This window comes from Scopulibacillus darangshiensis (genome assembly GCF_004341035.1).
GTDB classification, from domain to species: Bacteria; Bacillota; Bacilli; order Bacillales; family Sporolactobacillaceae; genus Scopulibacillus; species Scopulibacillus darangshiensis.
The window spans coordinates 1-12129 of the sequence record NZ_SLXK01000042.1; the positions used below are offsets into that span (position 1 = coordinate 1).

Annotated in this window: 10 protein-coding genes; 2 read left to right on the forward strand and 8 right to left on the reverse strand. The window is 37.5% G+C overall.

What is annotated here, in order from left to right:
* Positions 1–666: 666 nt before the first annotated feature.
* Together EV207_RS19050 and EV207_RS19055 are read right to left on the reverse strand one after the other, a co-directional pair.
* Positions 667–1152: an NUDIX hydrolase gene (locus EV207_RS19050; protein WP_132747744.1), complete on the reverse strand. Its 486-nt coding sequence runs from the start codon at positions 1150–1152 to the stop codon at positions 667–669.
* 151 nt (positions 1153–1303) lie between these two features.
* Positions 1304–2119, reverse strand: a complete 816-nt coding sequence (locus EV207_RS19055) for a GNAT family N-acetyltransferase (protein WP_132747745.1) — start codon at positions 2117–2119, stop codon at positions 1304–1306.
* A gap of 536 nt (positions 2120–2655) precedes the next feature.
* On the opposite strand from EV207_RS19055, the gene EV207_RS19060 reads away from it, so the two are divergent.
* Positions 2656–3729: a PIG-L deacetylase family protein gene (locus EV207_RS19060; RefSeq protein WP_132747746.1), complete on the forward strand. Its 1074-nt coding sequence runs from the start codon at positions 2656–2658 to the stop codon at positions 3727–3729.
* A 1407-nt stretch (positions 3730–5136) separates the two neighbouring features.
* Here the strand turns inward: EV207_RS19060 and EV207_RS19065 are convergent.
* Positions 5137–6513, reverse strand: a complete 1377-nt coding sequence (locus EV207_RS19065; RefSeq protein ID WP_132747747.1) for a S8/S53 family peptidase — start codon at positions 6511–6513, stop codon at positions 5137–5139.
* Between the two features lie 712 nt (positions 6514–7225).
* Positions 7226–8122: a DMT family transporter gene (locus EV207_RS19070; protein WP_132747748.1), complete on the reverse strand. Its 897-nt coding sequence runs from the start codon at positions 8120–8122 to the stop codon at positions 7226–7228.
* Between the two features lie 156 nt (positions 8123–8278).
* Between EV207_RS19070 and EV207_RS19075 the strand changes: the two genes are divergently transcribed.
* The gene (locus EV207_RS19075) at positions 8279–9658 is read left to right on the forward strand and encodes an aminotransferase-like domain-containing protein (RefSeq protein ID WP_132747749.1); all 1380 of its coding nucleotides are present in this window, start codon (positions 8279–8281) and stop codon (positions 9656–9658) included.
* A gap of 115 nt (positions 9659–9773) precedes the next feature.
* Here the strand turns inward: EV207_RS19075 and EV207_RS19080 are convergent, their stop codons facing one another.
* From EV207_RS19080 to EV207_RS19095, 4 genes are all read right to left on the reverse strand, one after another.
* Positions 9774–10343: a sugar O-acetyltransferase gene (locus EV207_RS19080; RefSeq protein ID WP_132747750.1), complete on the reverse strand. Its 570-nt coding sequence runs from the start codon at positions 10341–10343 to the stop codon at positions 9774–9776.
* A gap of 149 nt (positions 10344–10492) precedes the next feature.
* Positions 10493–11230 carry an SDR family oxidoreductase gene (locus tag EV207_RS19085; RefSeq protein ID WP_132747751.1) on the reverse strand — a complete coding sequence of 246 codons (738 nt, stop codon included), beginning with the start codon at positions 11228–11230 and terminating at the stop codon, positions 10493–10495.
* 44 nt (positions 11231–11274) lie between these two features.
* Positions 11275–11667, reverse strand: a complete 393-nt coding sequence (locus tag EV207_RS19090) for a MerR family transcriptional regulator (RefSeq protein WP_132747752.1) — start codon at positions 11665–11667, stop codon at positions 11275–11277.
* A 47-nt stretch (positions 11668–11714) separates the two neighbouring features.
* Complete coding sequence (locus tag EV207_RS19095) at positions 11715–12110, reverse strand: cupin domain-containing protein (RefSeq protein WP_132747753.1); 396 nt, start codon at positions 12108–12110, stop codon at positions 11715–11717.
* Between the last annotated feature and the right edge of the window lie 19 nt (positions 12111–12129).

The window sequence follows — 12129 nt, forward strand, 5'->3', positions numbered from 1 at the left end:
CATTTTTAAGTTCACTCCTAGGTATTTTCATAGTTTAATACCTAGTATTGTCAAGGAATCTAGTCTTCAAACCCATAGATTTTAGCGAAGAAGCTGTTTTATTTTTGGATATTTGTTATTGCCATTATTGCCCTTTTTACAGGGGAAATTGCTACGGTTATGATGTTGTATTTATTTCTGATAGCAATTAAGGATTTTCATAATGATTGGAAAGGCAGACACTAAGCAGGGCTGTCAAAGGACAGTCTTTATTTATCCCCAAGGTGTCATGGCTATTTCCCTTGGTACAACAAATGTTTCATTGAAACGAATGCAACATTTGTTGTTTGCAGGATTGCCTCACTCAACTAAAGCGCCCTATTGTTTAAGACTATATTTTAAATTCATACCTTGGTATATGAACCACTCGACAACAAAAAGCTAGTGTTGTTTTGAACGATTTTTTCAATGGAAAATCCCCCTTATAGATTTCAAAATAGCTCGTACTACTATACATACTTTACCACGTTTGAAATTATATTTACTTAATCCTACTTGATGTTTTTCCGTCATTAAATGGCCCTTTAGTGCAATATTTGGCGTAGCTTTATTCCAGATTTGCGATTTGCGCCTGATGATTGAAGACTTGAATTCAAGATACCTTGAATTCTAGAATATGCTTATTCCTTACACACTCCTCTTCAGTTTCAATTCAAATTCTGGCCTGGTTATATAATCCATATAGTTAATACTTCCATTATAATCTAAATATGCTTGATAACGTGTTCGTAGAGCAGGGGCTGATACTAAATCAAGAACTTCCTCTTTACTAACCCAACAGCTGTCCGATGTTTCATCTGATGTTGTCAGTTCTCCACCCACGGGTTTGCATACAAAATCAAACATGACTTTTGTGGGTACTATCTTTACACCACTGTGCCCCTCATATGTTGCCGTATTAGAAAAAATCCCTACCAAATGGGATACTATGACATCAATTCCGCTTTCCTCTTTTACCTCTCTGATTACTCCATCTATTAAATTTTCCCCGACCTCCACTTGCCCGCCTGGAAATACCCAATCTCCATCTCTACGAACCTTTACTAATAATATTTCGCCTTGGTTATTCTCAACAAAGCCCCCTGCTGCAACAATATGTACTGGCATTTGCATTATCTTTCCCCCACCTAAATATCTAAAATAGCTTATAAACAACTTCGATTCCCATACAATAAATCCTGCTTTTACTCCATAAACGGCCCGATGGTCCAAAATAAGACGATATCGTTCTTCTAGTATGCGCCCTTTTGCAGTATGGTGAATCTCAAGACTTGACCCAGATTACCTTAGTGTATGCAATCTTCATTCCGACTCTTTCCATATTTCTATGACTAGCACTGCCATACTTTGCTTGCCCGACAATTAAAGTACAATTCAGTTGTCTAGCCTTCTCCAACCTTTTTGAGATAAGTGCACTATGGACGCCTTTATTTCTAAATTCCGGAAGAGTAGCGGAAGCAGCGAGTGTACCTACATCATTATATTCGAATAAAACCCCTATTCCGGCAGGTTCCCTTTTGTAGCTTGCAATGTAAAAGGTCCAATTCTTGTTATTATGTAATACCTGATTATTTTGAGCGACATGTTCTTTTAAAAAAGAGGGCATGTCAAAACCTTTTGTATAAATATCTCCGAAAATCGCATACTCGTCTTGCTTGAGTTCGCGGACAGAAATTGATCTGTCCGGTTCAGTAGTTGAAATATAATTATTTGATAATGAACCACAAAGTGTATTATGAAAACCGCATTGAAAGTATCCCTTTTTAGAAAGCGACTGTAGTAATTCAAGAGAAGCATGCGCTGGAGTGATTTCAAATCTTGCCGGGATATCTTTTTCCTGATAAAAATCTAAAATCGGATCAATATTCTCTTCATTTTCTTCGCTTATGCCAAGCACCCTATTGAAAGAAGGCCCCGGAATATTCTTTACTGAAAATGCCGTGGTGTTGCCGAACTTTCTTATATCGACATCCATTGGATTACCTTCTATTTTTTCAACAGCTTTAAGTCTGGATTCCAAACTCTCCATTTCCGATTGTTCAATTCTATGAGCAAGATTTTTAGTCATAACAAGAGACATTACCTACACCCACCAACCTTCGAGAATTCAATTTATATACTGCCTCTTAATTTATTCTGCTTACAGTTTTAAAAACCCTTCTGTTCTTCATCAATATGGAACACGTTTGTTCCGGAATTGCGCCAGTTTGCTGAATATCAATCAAACTTAGCCTCTATTTAGATTCTTTTATTTCCACTCTGTGTTGATCATTAGAAACAGAAAAGTCGGTAATTGAATCACCATCCTTCTTCATAAAATAGACATGATAAAAACGAAAAAAATTATATCCGCACCAGCAAGCATTTGTGACATACTTTCAACTCCAAAGGTATAGTAATACTCATAAATCTATTTATGATAAATATGGATCTTTACCTCGGCTTCCCCATCAAGTGAGTGAAACAAGGGTAAAAAAATATTTATAGATAAGAAAGTTGAAATCTGGCCTTGAAACCTATAGAAATCTAGAGTGAATTTTAGAGGATCCGGATCAACATCAACTGGAAATTTTTATAGAAAGAGATCTTACTACTAATGTACGAGGAGGAATTAAGGTGAATGAATCAGAATTACAGTTGCCTTTTACTTTGTATTCGCCCAACTCAAAACAATCTCATCCATTTTATGAGATGCGCTATAATCTTTATCACCAACCGCCCCTACACTTATTAGAACCAGCATTTTTAACACCAGGATTAACCTTAGTACCATTTTACACACCACGAACTGCATTTGGTAATCCAATAGGTAATATGGGTGTTAGCGCTAATTCGGTTGACATCCTGGTTTTCGCTCCGCATCCCGATGATGAGACTCTTGGCTGTGGGGGTGTGATAATGCATGCATTGGCGGCAGGAAAGCGAGTTCATGTAGTCTTCTTTACGAATGGGGATGGATACACAAAAGCCGCTTCAATGCTTATGAACAAGAATATTGATAATCTCAGTTCATGGGATTACCTTGAATTGTCACGGGTCCGCCAGTTAGAAGTGTTTGCTGCTACTAAGATGCTGGGACTAAATCCTTCAAATATCACTTTTCTAGGGTACCCCGATGGTGCAGTAAACAAGGTATACCAGAGTAAAGACTCTAATTATTTCCAATCGCCCACTACTCTTAAAAAAGAAACCTATGGACTTGTACAAATTGACTATCACAAGCTCGCATATGGCAAACCTGCGCCCTATCTAAAGAAATTCGCACTCTCTGATACGATGGATCTCATTCAGATCTTTCAGCCGAAAGACATCTATGTCCCTGAAGCAGCCGATCAGCACCTTGACCACATGGCAGTCAACTGGTTTGTTCGAGACGCAATTAAAGTGTTAAGGTATCAAGGTCGTGTTCATACCTATTTAATCCACAGTGGACCTGATTCCGAATGGCCATGGCCCCAAGGGATTACGCCACGAGATCCTTTTGCTTCTCATGAAGCACTTGATTTTAAAGGAGTTCCTATTCCTCGCTTTGTTCCATGGCCTCCGCAAGAAAGAGTGTCTCTGAATGAAGCTGTTGCACTTGAAAAGCTGAAGGCTATTCGAGCTTACCGTTCACAACTTGTAGATAGAGAATATCTTCAATCTTTTACAAAGAGCGAAGAAATTTTCTGGGGTATGGCACCTCGTTAATTTGCGATCATTAAAACTGTTTGACCCAGTTTTTACCCCTCCTTCATAGTAAAAGGTTACATCTAAGTACATTCCTTCACAATCTCATTTATTTTAACGTAAATATCCATCTGTCTTTAGAAAGGATCCTTCAAAATTTGGCCCGATGAGCCAATAAAGGAACGATTACAGCAATTAAAAAAACAAGAAATTACCCCAAATACCTACGTTTCTTGTAACTCCCTTGCTTCCAAACCACGGTAAAATAAACCCCAAAATTGACCCACCTATCATTAAAGGGAAAATTGCTTTATCTGGAACTAAATCAATTCCATTGAAAAACAAAATAAAAACCACCAGATCAAATCCGCATATTATTACCGAAATATTAATAAAAGCATATACCAAACACCCTATCTTATTTGATTTACCTGAATCGTATACCCTCATTTACACCATTATATTCCAATTGGTAGTAAATACATTTCTATATAATGCGCTTCTAGACCCGTACATTCAGAAGTTCGTCAGCAATACAGTGTCTTATTGTATTTTACATTACATTCTCACCATATTTGTTCAACCCAAGCACCATGATTTACACCACCCCATCGGGTAGGCTTTCGTCAGCCAAACTGTTACGGTAAATTCTCACGCCTATTGGCCGAGCTTATAACACACAATTTCTTACCAAATAGCGTGCTATTCGACGCAGGGAAAGCCTTTCAGAGACTTACCTCCTCATTTGACTCCCAACATAACCCTTCAGTTTTAGGAATTTAAAACTGCCTGACCTTTACTGAAATTGTGTGACCACATTTCATTGAGACAGGAACATTTCGCACCAATTACTGCGCCCTTTTCTGGAACAACGTTCATCCCAAAATGTTAAAAAGAGAAGGTATTGTTAACACAAGAATTGCACCCATTTCCTGAAGATCAACACTATCTTACTGAGTCCACGATTTTTTTGCATCTATCAAAGACAAACCGTACTTCTCTCTTAATGATTTAATGGTCTTTCTGTTGAAGTCCTTAATATTTCCTTTGCTTCGCTTTACATATTTTCATATGCCCCGGTTGTCTCTAAAAGCCTATTGTTTTCTCTTTTAAAGCACTGTTGTTTTTATGCATTAAACTAAAACACCAACCCAAGAGTACGAGCATAATTATCAATGAGTTTATATCCGGCCACGGCATTTACAATATCTCCTTTGAACATTGACTTTGATTAATAACCTAGTTAAATTTTAACTTGGCTTGTTCAACAATATAGTCCTTTTCCGCAATATAGACGCTGATCCTTATTCCGGATTAGCGCCCGATGATTGAATAATCACCGATACTTCTATAAGCTAATATTGTAATAAGAAAAGCACATTTTTTGACTATCTATTTCACACTACCCCCGTTATCGAAATTTAATAATTACTGTTGTAAACTTGAAATTTTATTTTTGTATTGTTTATAAGCTTGGTTTAAAGCATTTGCTTTTTCAGCTATTAAATCTGGGTCAGGTGTCAGATCAAATTTTGGAAACTCCGAATACTTTAATAGATATTTGTCTACGCACCATCGTACAGACCAATTTTCATCATTTGCCCAAGATATCCAAGATTCAATTTCGTTTGCTGTAGCACCTTGAAGGAGGCCATACATATATAAGCCTCTCACACCTCCTTCGCTTTCCGTATGTAATTGAGCCCAGAATTTTTCTCTTTCTTTCGCAATTGCTGGTTTATGTAATCCTGAAACAGCAATATTTCTAACGATACCTGTGGGATCTAATGTATACATCCATAAGTCTTTCCTGCTGCAAAGAGATTGTTCTACTAGGTATGATAGAGCTAAAGCACGTTCTATCTCGCATTTAGATTGTAATGAATTTGTAGGATTTTCTACAATAATTGGCCTTTTTATTTGAGGAGGAACATTGTTTGTATACCCTGTTTCCAAAGCCTTTAATACTTTTGAAACATTGACTTTTGGTGCCGGGTTATCATAGTTATCTATATAATCTCCTTGTTCCTTTAGAACATTTTTAAGTAATTGACTGTCGCTATGTGGAAACTTTGAAAATAAGTATGCACAAATACCAGCTATTAAAGTTCCGGATCCACTTGTTCCGCTATAATAGACCACTGATCTCATAGAGCCTTCTTTTTTATGGATAGGTACAGGTAAATATGTTCTTGGTCCTAAAATATCCGGTCTCATATGTCCATCTCCATTAGGTCCCCATGGTTCATCGGTATGTGGAACATGTCGCTTTATATCAGCAGATCCTCGGTCGTTATAGCCGCCTACAGCTAAATATTCGACAGGCGGTCTAATATTCGTTATTCTAGAATTTCCATTTGAACATACCACCAGAATATCTTTTTCTAAAACTGGGGCTAGTGCTTTTACAGTGGAATTGTATCGGGTATTTTTTAACAAGTGGGGATTATCTAAAGCATGCCAGCCCATACTTAAAACAATCTTTATATTCCATTGTTCACGTTTCTCTAAAAGCCAGTTGATTCCTTTCTGTAGCCGTTCTCCTTCTCCTTCTCTAAATGCTCCGTGGTTTAATACTAAGAAGGTTGCTGCGGGAGATATTCCTGTATGAAGTTTGCCATTGATTTTGCAAGGTTGATGGGCTAAAGAAAGGACAGTTAATAATCCATGTTCGTCTTCAAAATCTTGTATTTCCTCGGGTTCCTCGAAGGCAGGCATTTGTACTTCAATTGAAAAATCATCATGAACGATAATTTTACAATTATAATTAAAGATATCTATAGGGCAGAGAAAAAAATCGTGCATGAAAGCAGCTATAGTTGGAGCAAGCGCAATGCCCTAGGTAAAGAAGATTTCTAGAATGTGTAAGAGTAAGGTTCACTGTCCATATCATTGCTTAACTATGTTAAAACACCGTGGGTCCTTTAGCAAGTGCAATCTAGTATCACCTAAGGAAATCGATTTTTTGTTAAATTTTTCTTAACGTCGTGAATCCGAATTTTCCTTTACGGATTATTCCAATTAAAAAGACTAACATATGCGGTAACAACCAAAACCATTGCGATGATAAGTGAAATTAGGGGAATTAAATTATGATAATTTTTTTAAAATAATGCGATCAAATTCAAAATAACTATAATCGGACCCAATAAAATTACATACCAGCCTCCGATAAGACCTAATGGGTTTTCGTACAAATTTAAAAAATATGCTACTACCATTAACAGTGACAAAGTTAGAGATATAATAACGAGTGAGGGTACCTTTACCTTTCCAACCATATAATTCCTCCCAACTTTTTCTTTATTTTAACATATGCAAGGATTATAGAGTACTTTCAAAAACAATATCACAGTGGCCATGATTGTAACTTTGTCCTCTCTTCATAGCAAGCATCGAAGCAAAAGTTGAAACCCGAAAAGATGAGCGTAAGCCTCCTGTAACACAATTGGGTCATTCCATGAGCTACATGCCATACAACTCATTTCTCGCCATATTTCCCCAATTGAATATCCAGTTAGTCTGATACAGATCCTTTTTTTGCTACGGGAGCATTTTTGCCTAATATAACAGAAAAGACAACAATCACTGCTATTACAAGAGTGAAGAATGTGATGGATTCATTTAGAAATACCGCTGCAAATAGAATCATCAAAAATGGTTGTAAGTACTGAATCTGACTTACTCTTGCTATACCGCCCATAGCCATTCCGCCGTACCAAGCAACATATGCTAGAAATTGACTAACGACTGCGAGATAAATAAAACTAATCCAAGCATGTATTGGGGCATGGAGCATTTCAGTTGTAAGGTTTAGCCCAACTGGAATGATGAAAAATGGAGCACCGATCATAATTGCCCAAGCAATCACTTGCCAGCTGCCTAATTCTTTCGCTAATCTCCCGCCTTCTGCGTAACTAAGTCCAAGTACAAGCACTGCTGCTAGTAAAGCTAAATCGGCAAATTGTAATTGACCGAATCCAAGATGAAGTGCATACATAATAACAGCTAAAGAGCCGATTACACTTGAAATCCAGAATTTGAAAGAAGGAATTTCGCCTGCTTTAAACGTAGCGAATCCGGCTGTTGCTAATGGTAATAAGGCTAATTCCACAGCTCCATGAGAAACAGGCAAGGATGCCATTGCCCAAGAAGTGAGGAGAGGAAATCCTAAAACTGCACCAACAGCAACAATAAGTAGGCTTTTGAATTGGTGAGGAGAAGGAAGTTTTTCTTTTCTAACAATAAATATCACAGATACTAAAATAGCAGCAACAACTGTTCTTCCTAAACCGACGACCGTAGTCCCAAAATACTCTACAGCAATACTTGTAGAAGGAAGCGTTAAGCTAAAACAAATGACACCAACTAACCCCAACAATAATCCAAATTTCTCCCTAGTTTCTCTCTGCATCTTAACAACCTCTTTCATTTTTTTATCATATCTGTACGATTTTCTGCTTTTCTAAAAAAACAGTTCTGATACAATTAAAATGATAACGGGTACACAGAATAAAATAAATCATTGCTTTACCCTTCTGTACCGGTACAGTTGAAGGAGGATAAATGTATGAGCTCAAAATATATCGAGATAATGGAAGAAATTAAGCTTCGGCTAGCAGGCGGGGCGCTTATTGCGGGGAGTAAACTCCCTTCTGTTCGTCAGCTATCTGAGCATTTTCCATGCAGCAAAAATACAGTCATTAAAGCATACGAAGAACTAGAAAAAGAGCATTTAATTTATTCTGTCCCTAAAAGCGGCTACTTTGTTGTGAATGAATTTCAAAATGCGACGAATGAAAATGAGGTGATTGATTTCTTGTCTGCTGGTCCAGATAAAAACGTTATGCCTTATCTTGAATTTCAACATTGTATGAATCAAGCAATTGAACAATATAAAGAAGAGCTTTTTACATACTCTGATCCACAAGGGTCTTACTCATTACGAGTACAGTTAGTGAAATATTTGCAGAATTTACAGGTGTTCACTCAACCTGAAAGATTAGTCGTTGTATCTGGCTCGCAGCAGGCTCTTAATTTATTAGTTTCTATGCCGTTTCCAAATGGAAAAAACAATATTCTAATTGAGCAGCCTACTTATTTCGGATTTATTGAGTCCATCAATCTTCACCAAGCTACTACCTTTGGAATTGATTTAGCGATGGAAGGGATTGATTTTGAACGTCTGGAATACATTTTTCGAAATAATGACATAAAATTTTTCTATATCATCCCGAGATTTCACAATCCACTTGGCCATTGTTACACGAATAGCGAAAAGGAAAAAATCGTTGAGTTAGCTGAAAAATACGATGTATATATAGTGGAAGATGATTTTTTAGGAGACCTTGATCCAAATGCAAAATCAGATCCTTTATTTTCTTTTGATTCTTCTGGAAGAGTGATTTATATTAAAAGCTTTTCGAAAATTTTTCTCCCAGGGTTAAGGATTGCTACTGTCATTCTTCCTGCATTAATGATTAACAATTTTTTACGATATAAATTTAGTTCGGATTTTAATAGTTCAGCACTTTCTCAAGGTGCGCTGGAAATCTATTTAAAAAGTGGCATGTTTAATAGCCATCTCAAAAAAATAAAAGAAGTATACCGTACTAAAATGCAAATTCTTCAAGAAGCATGTGACTTATTGCTGCCGGCTAATACTCATTTTTCTAAACCGACTTCAGGATTCTATCTATCGATCACTTTGCCCGAGAATGTGACAGCAAAACAGGTCGTTCATATGCTAAACGAACAGCATATATATGTTGATGATGCCTCTAGAATGTTTTTACCAGAATATAAAAAAGAAAATCTCCTTCGATTATGCATCTCTCAAGTGAACGAGAGCCAAATTAAACTAGGCGTGGAGCGATTAGCTCACTGTATTGCTTTAATTGGCAGTAGAAAAAATCATATTACTCCAAATAACTTTTTACACTTTATATGAGTAAGTTTAAATAGAGGGTAGCTTCAAGATTATGCGACCATAACGAACTTCCAATCTTAAAAAGCCCAACTTCATAGAGAAATTGGGCTTTTTCATTACTTCATTAAAGCACCCGTTAGGTAACCTTTTTTACAGCTTTTGCTGGCACTCCTGCAACAACAATATTTTCTGGGACATCCTTAGTGACAACAGCTCCTGCCGCAACAACAGAGTTGTCCCCAATCGTCACACCTGGCAGTATTGTTGCGTTTGACCCGATCCATACATTTTCACCAATTATAACTGGAGAGGGATATGTTGTGTTTCTTGTTTCTAAAGGTAACCCATGATTAAGTGTAGCGATCGTGACATTCATACCGATCATGGAACCGTCTCCTATACTAATTCCACCTCTATCTTGGAAGGAACAGCCTGTGTTGAAAAACACATTTTTTCCAATTGTAATGTTTTTGCCGAAGTCTGTATAAAATGGCGGAAAACACATAAAAGACGAATCAACTTTATTCCCTGTTAGTTCACTAAAAATCTCTACAATTTCTTCTTTTGAATGATAGGACGTATTCAATGCCATTGTGATCTTTTGGGCTTCATAACTGCATTGAGTTAACAGCCCATGTAATTCTTTATCCTCACCTGAAATTGGATTGCCTTTCTTACAAAAATCTATAAAATCTTTCATGTCCATTTTTTAAATTCACCTACTGATGAGTTGATTGTTGTATCGATGCAGTTATTTCACTTTCTGGAACAGTCTTTACTTTTCCTCTATGCTGCATCCAATGGGAAATAGCATAGATAGAAGAAGTATGACAAACCCTCATTCGGTCCATATGTTTAGACTACTTGAGCAGTTGGACGAACGATCATATCGCTAACCGCCATACGATCGGGTGTATCAATTGCAAACACCACAGCCGTCGCAATATCTTCTGAAGATAGCCCCCACTCTTTTTGTGCTTTATGAAGTTCATCTGAAACTTTTTTATCACTAATTGTTTTATATAGTTCGGTCTGAACCGCCCCCGGTGATATAATTGTCGATTTGATATTATTTTCCCGTTGCTCTTGTCTAAGTCCTTCCATAATTGCCCTTACTGCAAATTTTGTTCCGCAGTAAACAGCTGAATCAGGATATACCACATGTCCTGCTACGGAATCTGTTGAGATAATGTGTCCCGATTTTTGTTTTTCCATGATTGGCAACACCGCAGCGATTCCGTTCAAAACTCCCATGATGTTGATATCAAGCATCTGCTTCCACTCATCACGGTGCCCTTCCACAAGTGGTGCAGTTGGCATGATACCTGCATTGTTATAAAGTACATCTACACGACCATATTTTTCGAATGCCGAATTTACAACCGCTTGTACTTCCTCATTATTCGTAACATCTGCAACAACATATGAAATTTCCGCATTAGGCAATGATTCAACAAGAGCTTTCAATCGATCTTCACGACGAGCTGCAATAACTAATTTTGCTCCTTCTTGTGCAAGTTTCTTGGCAGTTGCTTCACCAATCCCACTTGATGCACCCATTATAATAACCACTTTATCTTTGATTTGAGACATTTCATTTCCCCCTATTTGATATCAAGCATCATTTTATTGGTCAGCTATTTTTTAACCATTTTGTTTTGCAACTCATGTTCTGCCTCTAACAATTGACCATTGTAACCTTCTATTTTATGATCTAGTCTTTCTACAGTGTCTTGCAGTGCACGAATTTTCTCTGCTAATACTTGACGTTGTTCAATCAGGATTTCCTTGCGTTCTTGTAATGACGAGTCCCCTTGCTCAAAAAGCTTCAAATAGTTCTGGAGCACTTCTATTGATAAACCGGCATTTCTCATACACATGACAAAGTCAATCCAATTTAAATCATGTTCGCTATACGCCCGAACTCCCCCGGCGGTTCGATTAACCGGTGGGATAAGGCCGATCTTTTCATAGTAACGAAGCGTATCGGGGGTAAGACCAAATTTGCCACTGACTTCTGAAATATTCATCGTTTACCTCCAATGATTAGGACTGGCCTAATGTACTCCCGTTCGTTTTATAATTTATTGAACCATTCATCATCAACAGGTTCTAGCCATTCCGTTTCTCCCGGCGTCATGGCCAAGTGCACAAACCAACTGTCTTTTGTTGCACCATGCCAATGTTTTACATGCGGCGGGATATTCACCACATCCCCCGTTTTGAGTAATTGACCTGGTTTTCCTTCTTCTTGATACCAACCTTCGCCACCTGTCACTAACAAAACCTGCCCAGTTTTATGAGAGTGCCAATGATTACGGGCTCCCGGGGCAAAGGTTACATTACCGATAGATGTATTGAGTGGCGTCGGATCTGTAAACACCATTTGCAGGTATGCATCGCCGATAAAGTTTTCTTCAACCTTTTCTCCCAATGGAAAGATTGTGCTATTGCTTAAGTTTTCATTTGTCAAATTGAATCCCTGCTTTCTC

What these genes read in the sequence shown, in the direction of transcription:
- EV207_RS19050 (WP_132747744.1), bottom strand. Translation starts at nt 1,152, where the DNA reads ATGCAAATGCCAGTACATATTGTTGCAGCAGGGGGCTTTGTTGAGAAT.
- EV207_RS19055 (WP_132747745.1), bottom strand. Translation starts at nt 2,119, where the DNA reads ATGTCTCTTGTTATGACTAAAAATCTTGCTCATAGAATTGAACAATCG.
- EV207_RS19065 (WP_132747747.1), bottom strand. Translation starts at nt 6,513, where the DNA reads ATGCACGATTTTTTTCTCTGCCCTATAGATATCTTTAATTATAATTGT.
- EV207_RS19070 (WP_132747748.1), bottom strand. Translation starts at nt 8,122, where the DNA reads ATGCAGAGAGAAACTAGGGAGAAATTTGGATTATTGTTGGGGTTAGTT.
- EV207_RS19075 (WP_132747749.1), top strand. Translation starts at nt 8,279, where the DNA reads ATGAGCTCAAAATATATCGAGATAATGGAAGAAATTAAGCTTCGGCTA.
- EV207_RS19080 (WP_132747750.1), bottom strand. Translation starts at nt 10,343, where the DNA reads ATGGACATGAAAGATTTTATAGATTTTTGTAAGAAAGGCAATCCAATT.
- EV207_RS19085 (WP_132747751.1), bottom strand. Translation starts at nt 11,230, where the DNA reads ATGTCTCAAATCAAAGATAAAGTGGTTATTATAATGGGTGCATCAAGT.
- EV207_RS19090 (WP_132747752.1), bottom strand. Translation starts at nt 11,667, where the DNA reads ATGAATATTTCAGAAGTCAGTGGCAAATTTGGTCTTACCCCCGATACG.